Origin of the sequence: Paenibacillus nuruki, from assembly GCF_001721045.1 — a bacterium.
GTDB lineage: Bacteria > Bacillota > Bacilli > Paenibacillales > Paenibacillaceae > Saccharibacillus > Saccharibacillus nuruki.
This window is the reverse complement of the sequence record NZ_MDER01000001.1, coordinates 21,909-41,061: the sequence shown is the minus strand read 5'-3', so window position 1 is coordinate 41,061 and position 19,153 is coordinate 21,909. Positions and strand designations below refer to the sequence as shown.

Here is a 19,153-nt window from a genome sequence, read left to right as displayed (position 1 = left end):
TATTCTGTACGTGAAATTAACATTTATACAATGTGAAATATTTTTTGGAGGGGAATACTTGAAATGACAGCAAAATGGGAAAAAACAGAAAAGAACCTTGGGGTTCTTGAGGTAGAAGTAGGTGCAGAGCGTGTAAGCGCGGCACTTGATAAAGCATTCAATACAGTAGTTAAAAAAACCAGCATCCCTGGTTTCCGCAAAGGTAAAGTGCCACGGTCTATTTTCGAAGCACGCTTTGGGGTAGAAAGTCTTTACAACGATGCAATCGATATCTTGCTTCCAGAAGCTTACTCTGAAGCTGTTGACGAAGCAGATATTTTCCCGGTTGATCGTCCTGAAATCGAAATCGAGCAATTCGCAAAAGGCGAAACTTTCAAATTCAAAGCTAAAGTTACTGTAAAACCTGAAGTTAAATTGGGCGAATACAAAGGACTAGAAGTACCTGTTGCTAAAGCTGAAGTTAGCGAAGAAGACGTGAACGAAGAATTAACACGTTTGCAACAACGTCATGCTGAATTGTCTGTACTTGAAGAAGGCGCTGCTGAAAACGGAGACGTAGTTGTTATTGACTTCGACGGTTCTGTAGATGGCGTTCAATTCGAAGGTGGACAAGCAGAGCGTTATTCTCTTGAATTGGGTTCTAACTCCTTTATCCCTGGATTTGAAGAGCAAGTAGTAGGTATGTCTACTGGTGACTTCAAAGACGTAAGTGTAACTTTCCCAGACAGCTACCATGCGGTAGAACTTGCTGGTAAAGATGCAGTATTCAAAGTAAAACTTCACGAAATCAAACGCAAAAATCTTCCTGAATTGGATGATGAGTTTGCTAAAGATGTAAGTGAATTCGATACTCTTGATGAGTTCAAAGCAGATTTGAAATCTCAAATCGCTACTCGTAAAGAAAACGAAGTAAAAGCAGCAAAAGAAACAGCAGCAGTTGAAAAAGCAGCTGAAAACGCTGAAGTAGAAATTCCTGAAGCAATGATCAGCTCTGAAACAGAAAACATGGTTCGTGACTTTGACAACCGTCTTCGTCAACAAGGTATGAACCTTGAAATGTACACAGGATTCTCTGGTCAAACAACAGATGATCTTAAAGAGCAAATGAAAGAAGAAGCTTCCAAACGCGTTCGTAACAACCTAGTGTTGGAACAAATCGCTAAAGAAGAAAACATCGAAGTTTCTGAAGAAGAAGTAACTGCGGAATTGGAAAAAATGGCTGGACAATTCCAACGTGATGCTGAAGAAGTTCGTAACATTCTTGCTGCTAATGGTTCTCTTGCAAGTCTTTCTGACGAAATCAAATTGCGTAAAACAATCGAAGTCTTGGTAGATAACAGCAAAGAAGTTGAGCCTGTAGCTGCTGAGCAAGCTGAGTAATTTTTAACTTTATATGGACGTTGCAAATATTTGCAACCTTTTTAGATAAGGCACGTATACATTTGCGTGCCTTATTTTTACCTATTTATATATAAAATGATTAGCACTGAAAAAATGACATGAGACACAGTACATGTTAAAATAGTTCTGTGTCATTATTTCTATGCTTTTTTATACGTCCTAATTTTCATGGCACAAGTCATGACAAAGAAAAGAGGTTGGTCTTATGAGTCTAGTACCTATGGTTGTCGAACAAACCAGTAGAGGTGAACGATCTTACGATATTTATTCAAGATTGCTCAAAGACCGTATCGTGTTTCTGAGCACGGCGATTGATGATGATGTAGCCAATCTCATTATTGCACAACTATTGTTTTTAGCTGCGGAAGATCCAGAGAAAGACATTCACCTATACATCAACTCTCCTGGTGGTTCTGTCACAGCAGGGATGGGTATATACGATACAATGCAATTCATTAAGCCGGATGTATCGACGATCTGTATCGGTATGGCTGCAAGCATGGGTTCACTGTTGTTAACAGCAGGTGCTCCAGGCAAGCGTTATGCACTTCCGAACAGCGAAGTTATGATTCATCAACCGCTTGGTGGTATTAGCGGACAAGCTTCAGATATGAAGATCCATGCTGAATGGATTATCAAAACACGTCAAAAATTGAACCAAATTTATGTAGAACGTACGGGTCAATCTTTAGACAAGATTGAAAAAGATACTGATCGCGATTATTTCTTAGAAGCTGAGGAAGCGAAAGCTTACGGAATTATAGATCAAATTCTCACTCGTCCGATCACAAGCTAAAGAGGGGTGTTTGCATGTTTAAATTTAATGATGAAAAAGGACAACTTAAATGTTCTTTTTGCGGAAAATCTCAAGATCAGGTCCGTAAGCTTGTAGCAGGTCCTGGTGTCTATATATGTGATGAATGTATCGAACTTTGCACAGAGATCGTTGAAGAGGAATTGGGACATGAAGAAGAGTTAGATCTTAAAGATATCCCAAAACCACAAGAAATCCGTGCGATTTTGGATCAATACGTTATCGGACAAGATCAAGCCAAAAAATCATTGTCTGTAGCTGTATATAATCACTACAAACGTGTAAATTCACAAAGTAAAATCGAAGACGTTGAATTGCAAAAAAGTAACATTATGCTTGTAGGACCAACAGGTTCTGGTAAAACGTTGCTTGCGCAAACAATGGCTCGTATCTTGAATGTGCCTTTCGCTATTGCTGATGCTACTTCACTAACAGAAGCAGGTTATGTAGGGGAAGATGTTGAAAACATCTTGCTTAAATTAATCCAAGCTGCTGATTATGATGTAGAAAAAGCAGAACGCGGCATTATCTATATCGATGAAATCGATAAAGTAGCTCGTAAATCTGAAAATCCTTCAATCACTCGTGACGTATCCGGTGAAGGTGTTCAGCAAGCATTGTTGAAAATCCTAGAAGGTACTGTTGCTTCTGTTCCACCACAAGGCGGACGTAAGCATCCTCATCAAGAATTTATTCAAATCGATACCACTAACATCTTGTTTATCGTAGGTGGTGCTTTTGACGGTCTGGAACAATATATCAAACGCCGGATCGGTAAAAAAGTAATCGGTTTTAACTCTAACAATGAAGGTCAAAAAGAATTGAAAGCAGGCGAATACTTGAGTATGGTATTGCCAGAAGATTTGCTTAAATTCGGATTGATTCCTGAATTTGTAGGACGTTTGCCAGTTATCTCTGCTCTAGAACCACTAGATGAAGAGACCTTGGTACGTATTTTGTCCGAACCTAAAAATGCATTGGTAAAACAATATTCCAAAATGTTGGAAATGGACAATGTAGAATTAGTATTCGAACAAGGTGCACTTGAAGCGATTTCCCGTGAAGCGATCAAACGCAACACAGGTGCTCGTGGACTTCGTGCGATCATCGAAAGCATTATGCTTGATGTGATGTATGAAGTACCGTCTCGTGACGATGTAACCAAATGTGTTATTACTCAACAAGTCGTTGAGGACAAAGTGGTTCCAGAATTGCAGACAGGCAAAGATAAAAAGCAAGAAGAAAGTGCATAATAACTTGACGTAAAGGTTGAGTATGCGTTTCTTCTATGATGTTCATAGATAACGCGCCGGCCTTTTTCCTTTGTGGAATAAAGGCTGGTTTGCGATTAAGCCCACATGTAAGGGAGCAAAATAAATGTTTTTGAGAGAAAACACAAGACCGGTGAAAGTCGGAGATTTGACAATTGGTGGCAGTAATGAAGTCTTGATTCAAAGTATGTGTACAACCAAAACAGCAGATGTAGAAGCAACTGTAGCTGAAATCCTTCGTTTAGAAGAAGCAGGTTGTCAGCTTGTTCGTGTAACTGTTAATAACGAAGAAGCAGCAGAAGCAATTAAAGAAATCAAAAAACGTATTCATATCCCTCTAGTAGCGGATATACATTTTAACCATAAGTTAGCTTTACTTGCGATCGAAAATGGAATCGACAAAGTACGTATCAACCCGGGTAATATCGGTAGACGTGATAAAGTCGAAGCTGTTGTACGTGCTTGTAAAGAAAAAAATATTCCGATTCGTATCGGTGTAAATGCAGGATCACTTGAAAATCATTTGCTTGAGAAATACGGTTACCCAACACCAGAAGCAATGGTAGAAAGTGCATTATTCCATATCGGTATTTTGGAAGAACTGGATTTCCACGATATTATCGTTTCGCTTAAAGCATCTGATGTGCCAATGGCGATCGAAGCTTATAGCCAAGCGGCTAAAGTGATTCCTTATCCACTTCATTTAGGAATTACAGAGGCAGGAACGTTGAATGCAGGAACAATCAAGAGTTCAGCAGGTATCGGTGCCCTATTAGCCTTAGGAATCGGCTCGACTGTACGTATTTCCTTGAGTGCTGATCCTGTAGAAGAAGTGAAAGTAGCTCGTGAACTTCTCAAAACATTCGGATTGATTACGAATGCAGCAACATTGGTATCTTGCCCAACTTGTGGACGTTTGGATATCGACCTATTCTCTATTGCGAATGAGGTTGAAGAGTATATTTCCAAATTGAAAGTGCCGATTAAAGTATCTGTATTGGGTTGCGCAGTAAATGGACCGGGTGAAGCGAAAGAAGCTGATATCGGTATCGCTGGTGCTCGTGGAGAAGGACTACTTTTCCGCTACGGTAAAATGATTCGTAAAGTGCCAGAAGCAGACATGGTTGTCGAATTGAAAAAAGAAATCGATGCGATTGTTGTCGCTTTTGAAGCAACAGGTAAAATTCCAGGTCGCGAAGAACGTCATGCACCTGCAGCTAAGTAAATATTTTGATTAATGATATAACGTAAACTTAAAGATACTGGTAGAGGAAGTTGCCTCAATCAGTATCTTTTTTTACATGAATTTAAGCTAAATTTGATCGGTTGGAGGATCATTGGTTTTTCAATGTGATATTTGGTAAACTAGGAATGATATAGGCAGTATGATACGCACAAGCATAGGAGGTTGAAAGCGATGGGACCAAATAAAAATAAGGGGCGTCGTTTTCCTTTACTGCCTTTGAGAGGACTACTTGTCTATCCAAGTATGGTATTGCATCTGGATGTAGGACGAGATAAATCTGTAAAGGCATTAGAAAAAGCGATGGTTGACGATAATTTAATTCTTCTTTGTTCGCAATCGGAAGTCAGCATCGAAGAGCCGAGCGAGGACGAGATTTTTAGAATCGGTACGGTAGCTAAAGTCAGACAAATGTTGAAGCTGCCTAATGGAACGATTCGTGTACTTGTTGAAGGTCTGGAACGTGCAGAAATTATTCAATATATTGATAATGAAGAATATTATGAAGTTCAAGCGAGAGAGCTACCGGAAGAAGAAACCAATGATCCGGAAGTTAGCGCATTGATGCGGACGGTATTGACTCAATTTGAACATTATATTAATTTGTCCAAAAAGGTAACACCAGAGACATTAGCAGCGGTATCTGATATTGAAGAACCGGGTCGATTAGCAGATGTAATTACCAGTCATCTATTGATCAAAATCAAAGACAAACAAGATATTTTGGAGACTGTAGATATTCGTGCTCGTTTGGAACGTTTGTTAGATATTTTAAATAATGAACGTGAAGTACTAGAATTAGAGCGCAAAATCAACCAACGTGTTAAAAAACAAATGGAAAAAACACAACGTGAATATTATTTGCGTGAACAAATGAAAGCGATCCAAAAAGAGCTAGGTGAAAAAGAAGGTAGAGCGGGTGAAGTGGAAGAATTGCGCCAGCAACTATCTGAACTTACGGTACCTGAGAAAGTGCAAGAGAAGATTGAAAAAGAAATCGATCGCTTAGAGAAAATGCCTGCTAGTTCTGCGGAAGGTAGTGTTATTCGCAACTATGTAGACTGGTTAATCAGCTTGCCGTGGTCGAAATCGACAGACGATGATCTGGATCTACATCATGCAGAAGCGATTTTGAATGAAGATCATTATGGACTCGACAAGCCCAAAGAACGTGTACTTGAGTATCTAGCGGTACAGAAATTAGTGAAAAAGCTAAAAGGTCCTATTCTTTGCCTAGTTGGACCTCCGGGTGTGGGTAAAACGTCACTCGCTCGTTCGATTGCCAAGTCATTAGGACGTGAATTTGTACGTATTTCATTAGGTGGTGTACGTGATGAAGCTGAGATTCGCGGGCATCGTCGTACGTATGTAGGTGCTATGCCTGGACGTATTATTCAAGGAATGAAAACAGCCGGTTCAACCAATCCAGTATTCCTAATGGATGAAATTGATAAAATGGCTTCTGATTTCCGTGGCGATCCTTCTGCGGCATTGTTGGAAGTGCTTGATCCCGAGCAAAACAATACGTTTAGTGACCATTTCATCGAAGTGCCGTTTGACCTGTCGAACGTTATGTTTGTAACGACAGCCAATAGTGTACAAAGTATTCCTCGTCCATTATTGGATCGGATGGAGATGCTTTCTATTCCGGGATATACCGAACTTGAGAAAATGCAGATTGCTAAGCAGTATTTATTGCCTAAACAGACCGAAGAACATGGTCTAACGCCTGAGCAATTAGAAATTGGCGAAGATGCTTTGTTACGCATGATTCGTGAGTATACACGTGAATCCGGTGTACGTAACTTAGAACAGCAAGTCGCTGCATTGTGTCGTAAAGCAGCGAAAGCGATTGTCTCAGATAATTTAGAAAAAGTATCGATTGAACCTGATCAAATCAAAGATTATTTAGGCGTACCTAAATTCCGTTATGGTTTGATTGAAAAAGAAGATCAAATCGGTAGTGTAACCGGACTAGCATGGACAGAAGTTGGCGGAGAAACGCTAACGATCGAAGTGACAGTTGTACCGGGTAGTGGTAAATTAATGCTAACAGGTAAACTAGGCGATGTCATGAAAGAATCAGCACAAGCTGCATTCAGTTACACACGCTCCAAAGCCAAAGCCCTGCATATCGCAGACGATTTCCATGAAAAAAATGATATTCATATTCATATTCCAGAAGGCGCTATTCCCAAAGACGGCCCTTCCGCAGGGATCACGATCGCAACAGCTCTTATTTCCGCATTGACCGGTCGCCCTGTATCCAAAGAAGTCGCTATGACAGGTGAGATCACACTACGTGGACGTGTATTGCCGATTGGTGGGTTAAAAGAAAAAACGCTAGCTGCTCACCGTGCAGGATACAAAAAAATCTTACTTCCTATGGATAACGAACGCGACTTACGTGACATCCCAGAAAGCGTAAGAAATGATCTTACCTTTGTTCCAGTATCTCATATGGATCAGGTACTAGAAGAAGCACTTATCGCTCCAAAAGAAACACCTGAAACGATCCAACCTTTAATCTAAAATAGCTCAACTTCATAACAACCAACCAACGGAATCGTTCTATAAGCAGTAAAATAGAGCGATTCCGTTTATTTGATGTGCTATACTATTACTAATCCGTTGTAAGGGACAGAGTATCTTTTGTAGCACGGAACGAAGCAAACGGTATTATTCGATAGAAGCGAAGCGTTCGCCTTTAAGATCGAATATCTACTGCAACCAGCAGTATTCCAAGATATTCGACCTTAACAGCGATCGACAGAATAATCCGTTTGTGGAGTGGTCAAGCTACTTGAGGCAATGTTTACCTTCAACTTCTAACTAAAGGGGAACTTGTAATTATGAAAGTAAATAGCGCGGAATTTATTATTAGCGCGGTGCGTCCGAACCAATACCCGGAAGATGGGTTGCCAGAGATTGCTCTAGCAGGACGATCTAATGTAGGTAAATCTTCAATGACTAACCGCTTGATTAGCCGTAAAAACCTGGCACGTACCAGTGCAACACCAGGTAAAACTCAACATCTTAACTACTATATGATCAACGAATCGATGTATTTCGTCGATTTTCCTGGATATGGTTATGCCAAAGTCTCCAAAAGCCAGCGTGAAGCTTGGGGTAAAATGATTGAAAAGTATCTACTTGAGCGTGAAACATTACGTATGGTAGTACTGGTAATCGACCTTCGTCATCCGCCTTCCAAAGATGATGTGATTATGTATGAATGGCTTAAATACTACGAACGTGATGTGTGTATTGTAGCGACCAAAGCCGATAAGATTCCACGTAGTAAATGGGACAAGCATGTCAAAATCGTTAAGCACGGTTTGAGCTTTGTACCTGAAGATGATTTTGTGCTGTTTTCATCTGAAACAGGATTGGGTAAAGATGAATTATGGTCCGTCATCGAACGTTACGCTTTTGCACTTCCAGAGTCAGAAGAGGAAGAAGAGTATGCACAAGTAGAGAATGATAACGAAGAGCACCAACCAAAAACAGAAGAGTCCGAACCCCCTCATAGCAATCAATAAAGTCACGAACAGGTCAGCAAAACGAAGAAGTTTGTATAGAAAAGTGAGTATTCAGGCCGTTCTTTAGAACTTTACGGGGATTGTTCCGTTTTTTTCTGGAATATGGTGAAAATCATTCATCTTGATCACAAGCATAGCGTTTCGCAGATGATGTATAATGAATATATTGGAATGTTAAAAGAATTGAGGAGATTTTTATGGCTCAGCGGTTAGCCACAGAATATATTAAAGCCAGTTTACAGTTGTCGAAAGCTCAAATGTCCCAGTTTGTCCATTATGCCGAAGACCCTCAGATCCATCATCGAGTGAAAATACTTGATAACGGAAATCAGGAAATTGTTCTCGGAGTGAAAAACGGAGAAGAAGTGCATTTACCTTTTGACCTCAGAGAAGGAAGCTATGTCTGTGAGTTGTCTTTCCGCTTGGTAAATCCGCAGTTAACAAATATAGTACGCAAATTATTTGTTGCTTTTAAAGGTAATGGTTTTGTAAATCGCATTTATCATGGATTTACGATGAGATATCATTACGAACAGGGTTCTGTTCGCCAGATTGTAGAATGTACAGGCGAACATGAAAAAATGATTTACCAACACAAAAACACAGCAATAGATATGAAGAGCGAATGGCAATCCGTATCTGTTGAGACTGATATTGAATTAGTACGGAGTATAGTCGATCGATTATTAGATCAACGATTAGCTTCAGAAGGACCGTACGATCAGATTGATCAAGAATTAAAGGTTCAGTCAAGTCGATTGTTCCGTATGGAAGCTTAACATCAGATCTAACGCCTGTTTTCCTTTGAAGGAGAACAGGTTTTTTTATTTCAACCGTATTATATTTATACATAAAAATGAATGAGCAATCTGCTGTAATAATGAATCTTTAAATATTTAATGAATATTGCAAAAAGGCTTGCATTTCATGGAGATAGATGTTATTTTTAATCTCGTTGAAAATAATATTAGGAACCAGGATTCACTCAGGACATAGTAATGTTGCGAGAGCTAAAACCCTCGGGAAGTGAATGACGTAGGTCCTAGCGGATGAAATTTTTCAAACATTTTATTCCTAGGAAGGGGGAACCGGAAGATGGAATACTCAACTTTCGGAAGACACGTTGCTGTTGATACTTGGGGTGTAGATTTTGATATGCTGAATAATGCTGAGGTTTTGCAAGCTCATATGGTTGATGCAGCTGAAGCATGCGGAGCAACAGTAATGTCTGTTCAAGCCAAACAATTCGAACCACAAGGTGCTACAGTACTTGTTTTGTTGTCGGAGAGTCACCTCTCGATTCACACATATCCTGAGAGAGGATTCGCGGCTATTGACTGCTATACCTGCGGAGAAACCGTAGATCCACAGTTAGCTATTGACTACCTGGTATCCGTTCTGAAACCTGAGAAAACGTATGCCAAAAAATTAGTTCGTGGTTTGGGAGAACTTCAAGTGGAAACACCTGAGATCAAATCCATTGAACTTATCAATCAATAATATAAACTTTGCTTGTACAAGCAAAAGATTAAAATGAAATAGGTTTTACACAATAGCCATAGGGGTTTACCTATGGCTATTTCTTTTGAAAGATGGGATTGGATGATATGAAATATTTTGATTATTGTCAATCATAAAGAAATTGTGTCTATTTTCCGATGATGATTTCATAAACATTTCATAAAAACAGCGAAATTCGTAATTTAGCTGTGATATAATTAACGTATTGTTAATGAACGTATAGAGAAATGACTTTTAGATTAGGCAGGTGAACTTGCAATGCACATCGTTGTTGTCGGATTGAATTACCGCACAGCACCCGTTGAAGTGAGAGAACGGTTTGCTATTGCGGACGAAGATTTACCGCAGGCGCTCCGGCAGCTCAGAGAAACTAAGAGTGTGTTGGAAGGGACTATTGTAGCGACTTGCAACCGTACGGAGATTTACGTGGTACTGGATCGTCTGCATATGTGTGGACATTTTATTCGTACCTTTATGGAGCAGTGGTTCGGTATTCCCCGTCAGGAATTTACACAGCATTTATATATATATGAAGATGAACAAGCAATTAGTCATCTTTTTCGTGTAGCTTGTGGATTGGATTCGATGGTGCTCGGTGAGACTCAGATTTTGGGTCAAGTAAAGCGTTCATTCCAATGGGCGCAAGAAAATAAAGCTACAGGTACGTGGTTTAATATGTTGTTTAAGCAAGCTGTCACACTGGGCAAACGTGCACATTCAGAAACAATGATCGGTGAAAGTGCAGTTTCGATCAGTTACGCAGCAGTAGAATTAGGCAAGCGCATTTTCGGTGCTTTTCATAATAAAGTGATTATGATTCTAGGCGCTGGTAAAATGAGTGAGCTCACGGTGAAGCATCTCTATGCAAATGGAGCAGCTGAAGTGATTGTAGCGAACCGTACACTTGGACGTGCGCAAGAGCTTGCGCATAAGTTCAACGGTACCCCGTGTACAATCGAACAAGCGATGGATCGCTTGCATCAAGTGGATATTCTGATCAGTTCTACAGGTGCACAAGGTTATGTACTGAGTGCAGATACGCTTGCTCAAAGTATGAAATTGCGTAAGTCTCGTCCTTTGTTTATGATTGATATAGCGGTTCCGCGCGATATTGATCCAGCAATTGGCGATATTAGCAATGTGTTTTTGTATGATATTGATGATTTAGAAGGCATTGTAGAAAGCAATATGGAAATGCGCCGCGCAGAATCGATTAAGATTGAGCGTATGATCCGTGAAGAAGTAGAATCTTTTAATCAATGGCTCAAAACATTGGGCGTACGTCCAGCGATTCGTGCTTTACAAGAACGTGGAGCCGATATTCATGCAGAGACACTAGAAAGTTTATTTAATAAATTACCAGAGTTAGATGAAAGACAACGTAAAGTGATCAGTCGTTTAACTAAGAGTATCGTGAATCAGATGAATCACGAACCTATTCATCGTATTAAAGAAATGGCTGCCGAGAAAGATGGGGCTGAAGCACTTGATTTGTTCACTCGAATATTTGCTTTAGAAGATCAGCTTGAAGATGCAGCAGATCAAGTCAATCAAAGCGAAGTTTCTAAAGCACAGTCGCCTGTGCAAGCTAATAAATTGGGATTAGAAGGTAGTTTTGGGTCTTTCGCTCCCGCAACCCTATAGGCAGGTGATTCGCTTTGACGCTTTTTAACCTGTTATACGATATTATTATTTATTTATACGCCCTGAGCCTTCTGTTTTATTTCTCGGATTGCATTCGTCGCAATCCGAGGGCGAAGCGGTTAGGCACAGGGTTTCTTATTTTGGTATTTGTGATCCAAATTGTCAGTATTACGATTCGAACGATAGAGGAGAGAACGTTACCTTTATTTTCAACGTATGATTTTTTCTTTGTACTGACTTTTATTTTAATATTGATTTCCTTTTTTATCGAAAAGGTATTGAAGACTGATTATGCCGTATTGCTGTTAAATGTAATCGGCTTTTGTGCTATGGTGCAAAATCGTCTTCATTCACCGGGTGAAGGTGTACTCCCTACAGGTTGGGATACGGTTCATGGACTATTAATTTTACATGTGATATTCGCTAATATTAGTTTTGCCGCTTATACAGTAGCTGCTGTTTTTGGTTCAATGTATCTGTTTTTACATCGTAAATTAAAACAGAAAAAATGGGATAATACGGTTCGCCGTCTACCTAGCTTGGAAAGTATGGAAAAGTATACGTATACAGCGATGTTAATCGGTACACCGGTACTGATTGTATCTTTGATTGTGGCATTGATGTCGATTGTAGCAGAAGGTCGATATATTCTTTTGCTCGATTCCAAAGTGGTGTTCACTTTGTTAGCGTTATGCGTATATGTAGCTTTCTTTGCAACAAAGAAAATGCGCAATTACTCAGCCAATACGATGGCGATCTGGGCAATCTTAGGATATATCTTGTTTATTTTAAATTTCGTTTCTAATTCTTGGTCTGCTTTTCATCAATGGGTGGGTGTATGAGTGATTCTATTCATTATCTACCTATTATGTTGGATTGTAGAGATCAAGCTTGTCTGATTGTAGGCGGTGGTCAAGTGGCTGAACGTAAAAGTATATCTCTACTTCAAGCAGGAGCGATACTTACGATTATCAGCCCTACACTGACTCCTAAGTTACAACAGTTAGTCAATCAGCAACAGCTGATCTGGCATGCTCGTGAGTATCAGACAGGAGATATAGCTTATCACTGTACTTCAGATGAGAAACTTAGTGAATTTGGTTACAGACCTTATTTTCTAGTACATGCAGTGACTTCGGTGCCAGAGATCAACAATCAGGTTGCTACCGAAGCCAAAACTTATTGTATTCCTGTAAACGTAGCTCATCAGCGTGAACAAAGTACATTTATCAATCCGAATGTGATTCGTCGTGGACGATTGACGATAGCTGTAACCACCTCAGGTGCAGGACCTTTAGCAGGTCGATATATTGCAAAAGAGATCAATCAACATTTTGGTAATGAATATGAGATTTATATTGATTTTCTGTATCATTTACGAGAAACCATTGTTCAAAAAGTAAGCGATGAATCTTTACGTAAATCATTGCTACATCAAGTGATGTCACTTTCTATTTTGGAAGAGATTCGTCAGGGGATCTTTGAACCCTGGAATGAACAACAAATAGAACACTGGATCAACCAATCAATAGAGTAACAGACTATTGAATACAATGAGCTCAGGAGATGAATATATGCGTACGATTGTAGTAGGGAGTAGACAAAGTGCTCTAGCTTTGACGCAGACTGGTCATGTGATTGATGCGTTAACAGCGATTAGTGAAGAGCAGGGATTAGATGTTCATTTTGAAATTAAAAAGATTATTACCAAAGGAGACCGTATTCTGGATGTGACTTTATCTAAAGTCGGCGGAAAAGGTCTATTTGTCAAAGAGATCGAGCAAGCGTTACTTGATGGTGAGATCGATATGGCTGTGCATAGTATGAAAGATATGCCTTCTGAATTACAAGAAGGGCTTATCAATGGAGCAATTCCTCCAAGAGTCGATCCTAGAGATTGCTTAATTACACGTACAGGTTGTTCCTTAGAAGAACTTCCTCAAGGAGCTAGACTGGGTACAAGTAGCTTGAGACGTGCAAGTCAGCTCAAATTATATCGTCCTGATCTACAAATCGAATCGATTCGGGGAAATATTGATTCACGTTTGCGTAAGCTTGAAACTGAAGGTTTTGACGCTATTATGTTAGCTGCGGCAGGCTTGGAACGTATGGGCTGGTCTGATCGAATCACTTCCTTTTTACCGACAGAAATCTGTCTTCCAGCTGTAGGACAAGGGGCACTCGGAATCGAATGTCGTGCAGATGATATTGAAATGTTGCAATTGCTGTCTTTGTATAATGATGATCTCACTGCGGTAACTGTAACAGCTGAACGTACTTTTTTGTCTGAATTAAATGGGGGCTGTCAGGTTCCTATTGGTGCTTATGCTGTACGTCTACAAAGTTCGGATGGGACTGAAGAGCAAAATATTATACAATTAACAGGAATGGTTGCTACACCGGATGGTAGTATTATGTTGAAAGAAACGATGCAGGGTACTGACCCTGTAGCACTGGGTATTGCTGTAGCAGCACAACTGAAAAGTCAGGGAGCAGATCGGATACTGGCAGAAGTAAGGGGATGAGTGTATGACCGGTAAAGTGTATTTGGTAGGGGCAGGTCCTGGAGCATTGAAGTTAATAACGCTTCGGGGCTGGGAATGCATAGGTCTTGCAGATGCCATTGTATATGATCGTCTAGCAAGTCCACGGTTGCTCAAGCAAGCCAAGCCAGGAGCCGAGAAAATCTATGTCGGCAAATTGCCTGATCGTCATACAATGAAGCAAGAAGAGATTAATCAGTTATTGGTTGATTTAGCTCTACAGGGCAAAGTGGTCGTGCGCCTTAAAGGTGGAGATCCGACGATCTTTGGTAGAGTAGCAGAAGAAGCTGAATTACTGCGTCAACATAAGATTCCCTACGAAATTGTACCGGGTATCAGTTCTTCGATTGCTGTGCCTGCTTATGCTGGTATTCCTGTAACTCATCGTGACTTTGCTTCTTCTTTATCAATTATTACAGGGCATGAGAGTCCAGATAAATTAGATCAAAGTATTCACTGGGATAAGGTGACTAACGCTACAGGTACACTTGTCTTTATGATGGGCGTTGCCAAGATCGGCTATATTAGCGAGCAATTGATGAAGCACGGACGACCGAATTCTACACCTGTCGCTTTGATCCGCTGGGGAACACGAGCGGAGCAGGAGACATTGGTAGGTACACTTGAAGATATAGCAGCTAAAGTTGAAGCTGCACGATTCAAGCCCCCTGCTGTAATTGTGGTAGGTGAAGTGGTGAATCAGCGTGAACATTTAAAATGGGTCGAAGAGTTGCCTCTGTTTGGGAAGCGAATTCTAGTGACTCGTGCACGTAGTCAAGCGAGTGAACTGGTGAACCGAATCGATGAACTGGGTGGAGAACCTTACGAGTATCCAGTGATCGAGACAAGGTTACCTATTGCTGAAGAAAGTATTCGAAATATCGGTACAGCCTTATCGAATTTGCAAAAATATGATTGGGTATTCTTCACAAGTGTTAATGGAGTAGAGTACTTCTTTGAACATTTGAGACAACATGCTCAAGATATTCGTGCATTATATCGTGCGAAGATTGTAGCTGTCGGTCCTGCTACATTAGAGGCTTTACGATTGCATGGGATTACAGCTATGCCTTTACCAGAGAAGTTCCAAGCAGAAGGCTTGCTGGACAGCTTAGAAGGTCAATTACAAGCTGGACAGCATATTCTATTACCACGTGGCGACCTAGCACGCTCATGGTTACCCGATACACTGCGTACAATGAATATGGAAGTAACAGAGATTGATACGTATGAGACCGTTATGGTTGGAGAAGACGATATCGAATTGCGTAAGTTGCTGGAAGAAGAAGCCATTCATGCAGTGACATTTACCAGTTCTTCAACAGTCACTAATTTACTGGCTGCTTTGAAAAGTATGGGCATTGAAGATCCTGTACAAGCACTAGAGCACTCGATGATTGCTTGTATTGGTCCACAGACCGCTTTGACTGCTGAACAAGCAGGTCTCAAAGTAGGATTATTAGCTGAAGAAGCAACGATTGAAGGATTGTTAGATGTTCTTTGTCGTTGGAATGCTGATGTATTAATAGATGTGTAATATGTAAATTGATGATCGACATCAGATATGCCGACCTTGCAAGTGCTGGTCGGTTTTATTTATCTAGTCTAGCAAGAATGATAAGTACAAATAAGATATATACATTCAAGGAGGAATATCGTTATTATGAGCCAACCTTTTTCACGTCACCGTCGTCTTCGCAAAACGCCTGCTATTCGTAGCATGGTAAGAGAAACCATATTGCATAAAAGTGATTTTATTCAACCTGTTTTTGTTACGTATGGTACGAATGTAAAAGAAGAAATTTCGTCCATGCCTGGCGTATATAATTTTTCATTAGATACGATGCAAGCTGAAATTCAAGAAATAGTAGATTTGGGTATTCCAGCAGTATTAATATTTGCAGTTCCTGAAGTAAAAGATAGTGTAGGTACAGGTGCTTATGCTCAAGATGGTCTGGTACAACAAGCGACTCGTTGGATCAAAGCAAATTACCCGAACCTATTAGTGATTGCAGACACGTGTTTATGTGAATTTACAGATCATGGACATTGCGGTGTTGTACATGCACATGAATGTGATGGTCATATTGAAGCAGAAGTGGATAACGATGAATCATTAGCATTGTTAGTAAAAACAGCAGTATCACAAGCGGAAGCAGGCGCAGATATTATTGCTCCTTCCAATATGATGGATGGATTTGTGTATGCGATTCGTGAAGGCTTAGATGCAGCAGGATATAAAGATATTCCGATTATGTCGTATGCAGTTAAATATGCGTCAGCATTCTACGGTCCATTCCGTGAAGCTGCTCAATCGGCGCCACAATTTGGTGATCGCAAATCATATCAAATGGACCCTGCTAATGTGCGTGAAGCATTGCGTGAAGCAGAAAGTGATGTTGCTGAAGGCGCAGATATGTTGATGGTCAAACCATCGCTTGCTTATATGGACGTATTGCGTGCAGTGCGTGAGAACTTTGATCTTCCTTTGGTTGCTTATAACGTAAGTGGTGAATATGCAATGGTCAAAGCCGCTGCACAAAACGGATGGATTAATGAACGCGGGATCGTAACTGAAATGATGCTTGGCTTCAAACGTGCAGGTGCAGATATGATTATCACTTATTTCTCCAAAGACGTTGTACGCTGGTTACGTGAAGAACAATAATTCAGCTAAAATAAATAAATTGATGGAGGTATTTGCTCATGGAATCTACTCATTCTGTTCGTCGTGATGAACGTTCACGAGAAGCTTTTGAAGAAGCAAAACAATATATTCCGGGAGGCGTAAATAGTCCTGTTCGTGCATTCAAAACAGTAGGATTGACTCCAATTTATGCAGAACGTGGTGAAGGTTCACGTCTATACGATATTGATGGTAATGTATTTATTGATTATATCGGTTCTTGGGGACCCCTCATTATGGGGCATGCGCATCCTGATGTGGTACGTGCTCTACAAGAAACAGCGATCAAAGGAACAAGCTTTGGTGCACCAACTGAATTAGAAACGAAAATGGCGAAACTTGTCGTAGAACGTGTTCCTTCTATGGATATTGTTCGTATGGTTAACTCGGGAACAGAAGCGACGATGAGTGTGATTCGTCTCGCTCGTGGCTATACCAAGCGTAACAAGATTTTGAAATTTGAAGGTTCATATCATGGTCATTCTGATAGTCTATTGATCAAAGCAGGTTCTGGTGTAGCAACGTTAGGTTTGCCAGATAGTCCGGGTGTCCCTGAATCAGTAGCTACCAATACAATTACCGTTCCTTATAATGATCTTGAATCGTTGCGTTTGGCTTTTGAACGCTTTGGTGAAGAGATTGCTTGTATTATTGTAGAACCTGTTGCTGGTAATATGGGTGTTGTTCCACCACAACCTGGATTTTTACAAGGATTACGTGATATTACAACTCAATATGGCAGTCTGCTTATTTTCGATGAAGTGATGACTGGTTTCCGTGTCGATCTGAATTGTGCACAAGGACGTTATGGTGTAACCCCAGACTTAACATGTCTAGGTAAAGTCATTGGTGGTGGCTTACCTGTAGGTGCGTACGGTGGTAAACGTGAGATTATGGAGCAAGTTGCCCCAACAGGACCTATTTATCAAGCAGGAACATTAAGCGGTAATCCATTAGCGATGGCAGCAGGGTATACAACATTGAGTCTGTTAACACCAGCAGTCTATGAGCGTTTAGAAAATATCTCTGCTCGTTTGCAATCAGGTTTTGAAAAGAATGCGGCTGAGTTTGGTATTCCGTTGACTGTTAATCGTGTAGGTTCGATGGTTTGTCCATTCTTTACAGCAGGACCGGTTACTGATTATGAGTCTGCCAAAGCAAGTGATATGGATATGTTCAAGCGTTACTTTGGAGCCATGTTAGATCGTGGAATCAGTGTAGCTCCATCTCCATTTGAAGGTATGTTTGTATCGGGTGTTCATAGTGACGAAGATATTGAACAGACGATAGCAGCTCATTATGAAGTGATGAAGTCTTTGCAATCATGATCAATGCATCTAATGCTGTATCTGATCACAAGTCACCTTCTATTCTTGCTGAATGTTCGGTAAGAGATGGAGAATGGTTAGAAATCACACCGCATAATGATCTTCTACAAGCAGAAGGCAATGCCAGACATAAAGCAGTTATGCAGTGGTTAGAAGAAGTATCGGTTCCAGTTAAATTAATCGGCAGACTTCATTCCAAAGGTGAAGTGAAAATAGACGGAGCCCATATCCGGCTTCGCCTATTTCCACCGATGGATTATGGATTTGATCCTCGACCGCATGATCGTGTCAAAGTACTGTATGAAGATGATTATGTTCTGGTGATGCATAAGCCAGCTGGCATGAATGTTCATCCGTCAGAAGCTTCTGACCCAACGATTACTTTAGCACATGCCGTCGCTGATCATTATCAACAAACGGATCAGAAGTGTGCTGTTCGTCATGTCCATCGTTTAGATGAAGATACAACAGGGCCTGTATTATATGCTAAAAATGAATTTGCTTTATCGAAGTTAGATGAGCAGATGCGTTCTAAAACGATTGATCGTAAATATATCGCGATTGTGCAAGGCAAAGTAAGTGATGGATTAACGGTGATTGATCAACCAATTGGTAAAGATCGCCATCACAAACAGCGCCGCCGTGTTTCTCCTACAGGGCAAGAAGCGATCACTCATGTTGAGAAAATATATGGTTCAGCTCGAGCTAGTCTTGTTCGTTTAACCTTAGAAACAGGACGAACCCATCAGATTCGTGTGCATATGAGTGATGCTGGACATACGTTGATAGGTGATGTCCTTTATGGAGGCAGTCAGGAATTTTACCGACAGGCGCTTCATGGAGAACAGTTGACCTTTGAACACCCATTTACAGAGCAAACGATGACCGTAAATGATCAATTACCTGAAGATATGATCGAATTAGTCGATCAATTAGGTATACCTCGTCCTTAAGTCAGCTCTATGACAGGTTTTTTATTGACTTTGATAGTAGCAACAGGTATGATTTGGAGTAAATATTGATTTATTCATGATCTCAATAACCTTGAACGGGAATAGTAGACAATATCGTCCTCAAGAGAGTAGAACTGCTGCGCTGAAAGGTTCTATAGGATACGGTATATCGAAGTCGCCTGGGAGTTGTTTATTTGAATATAAAGT

General features: G+C 40.5%; 16 protein-coding genes and 1 other annotated feature (1 of these 17 running past the window's edge). All 16 genes read left to right on the top strand.

Annotated elements, in window-relative coordinates:
- Positions 1-63: 63 nt before the first annotated feature.
- The 16 genes from tig to PTI45_RS00115 all read left to right on the top strand — a co-directional run bounded on the left by tig (position 64) and on the right by PTI45_RS00115 (position 18,946).
- On the top strand, positions 64-1,380 hold the full coding sequence (tig, locus tag PTI45_RS00190) for a trigger factor (protein ID WP_069325533.1): 1,317 nt from the start codon (positions 64-66) through the stop codon (positions 1,378-1,380).
- A gap of 226 nt (positions 1,381-1,606) precedes the next feature.
- The gene (clpP, locus tag PTI45_RS00185) at positions 1,607-2,197 is read left to right on the top strand and encodes an ATP-dependent Clp endopeptidase proteolytic subunit ClpP (RefSeq protein WP_069325532.1); all 591 of its coding nucleotides are present in this window, start codon (positions 1,607-1,609) and stop codon (positions 2,195-2,197) included.
- Positions 2,198-2,211: 14 nt separating this feature from the next.
- Positions 2,212-3,468, top strand: coding sequence for an ATP-dependent protease ATP-binding subunit ClpX (gene clpX, locus PTI45_RS00180; RefSeq protein ID WP_069325531.1), 1,257 nt, complete (start codon positions 2,212-2,214; stop codon positions 3,466-3,468).
- A 124-nt stretch (positions 3,469-3,592) separates the two neighbouring features.
- Positions 3,593-4,711, top strand: coding sequence for a flavodoxin-dependent (E)-4-hydroxy-3-methylbut-2-enyl-diphosphate synthase (gene ispG / locus PTI45_RS00175; RefSeq protein WP_069325530.1), 1,119 nt, complete (start codon positions 3,593-3,595; stop codon positions 4,709-4,711).
- Positions 4,712-4,903: 192 nt separating this feature from the next.
- Entirely contained in the window at positions 4,904-7,261 is a 2,358-nt protein-coding gene (lon, locus tag PTI45_RS00170) for an endopeptidase La (protein ID WP_069325529.1), read from the top strand.
- A 320-nt stretch (positions 7,262-7,581) separates the two neighbouring features.
- The gene (yihA, locus tag PTI45_RS00165) at positions 7,582-8,271 is read left to right on the top strand and encodes a ribosome biogenesis GTP-binding protein YihA/YsxC (RefSeq protein WP_069325528.1); all 690 of its coding nucleotides are present in this window, start codon (positions 7,582-7,584) and stop codon (positions 8,269-8,271) included.
- Positions 8,272-8,468: 197 nt separating this feature from the next.
- Positions 8,469-9,050, top strand: coding sequence for a non-ribosomal peptide synthetase module (locus PTI45_RS00160; protein ID WP_069325527.1), 582 nt, complete (start codon positions 8,469-8,471; stop codon positions 9,048-9,050).
- 316 nt (positions 9,051-9,366) lie between these two features.
- Entirely contained in the window at positions 9,367-9,771 is a 405-nt protein-coding gene (gene speD / locus PTI45_RS00155; protein ID WP_069325526.1) for an adenosylmethionine decarboxylase, read from the top strand.
- A gap of 279 nt (positions 9,772-10,050) precedes the next feature.
- A complete protein-coding gene (hemA, locus tag PTI45_RS00150; protein ID WP_069325525.1) occupies positions 10,051-11,436 on the top strand; it encodes a glutamyl-tRNA reductase in 1,386 nt (461 codons plus the stop codon).
- 149 nt (positions 11,437-11,585) lie between these two features.
- A complete protein-coding gene (ccsA, locus tag PTI45_RS00145) occupies positions 11,586-12,278 on the top strand; it encodes a cytochrome c biogenesis protein CcsA (RefSeq protein WP_308642435.1) in 693 nt (230 codons plus the stop codon).
- On the top strand, positions 12,275-12,973 hold the full coding sequence (locus PTI45_RS00140) for a precorrin-2 dehydrogenase/sirohydrochlorin ferrochelatase family protein (protein WP_069325523.1): 699 nt from the start codon (positions 12,275-12,277) through the stop codon (positions 12,971-12,973). The genes ccsA and PTI45_RS00140 overlap by 4 nt, the downstream gene beginning before the upstream one ends.
- 37 nt (positions 12,974-13,010) lie before the next feature.
- Positions 13,011-13,961, top strand: a complete 951-nt coding sequence (hemC, locus tag PTI45_RS00135) for a hydroxymethylbilane synthase (protein ID WP_069325522.1) — start codon at positions 13,011-13,013, stop codon at positions 13,959-13,961.
- Between the two features lie 4 nt (positions 13,962-13,965).
- Complete coding sequence (cobA, locus tag PTI45_RS00130; RefSeq protein ID WP_069325521.1) at positions 13,966-15,516, top strand: uroporphyrinogen-III C-methyltransferase; 1,551 nt, start codon at positions 13,966-13,968, stop codon at positions 15,514-15,516.
- Between the two features lie 126 nt (positions 15,517-15,642).
- Positions 15,643-16,647 (top strand): porphobilinogen synthase, encoded by a 1,005-nt coding sequence (gene hemB / locus PTI45_RS00125; RefSeq protein ID WP_069325520.1) that lies wholly within the window; start codon positions 15,643-15,645, stop codon positions 16,645-16,647.
- A 38-nt stretch (positions 16,648-16,685) separates the two neighbouring features.
- Positions 16,686-17,993, top strand: a complete 1,308-nt coding sequence (gene hemL, locus PTI45_RS00120) for a glutamate-1-semialdehyde 2,1-aminomutase (protein ID WP_069325519.1) — start codon at positions 16,686-16,688, stop codon at positions 17,991-17,993.
- The gene (locus PTI45_RS00115) at positions 17,990-18,946 is read left to right on the top strand and encodes an RluA family pseudouridine synthase (RefSeq protein ID WP_083243266.1); all 957 of its coding nucleotides are present in this window, start codon (positions 17,990-17,992) and stop codon (positions 18,944-18,946) included. The genes hemL and PTI45_RS00115 overlap by 4 nt, the downstream gene beginning before the upstream one ends.
- Before the next feature lie 82 nt (positions 18,947-19,028).
- Positions 19,029-19,153: a binding site (T-box leader), on the top strand; it runs 136 nt beyond the window's last position.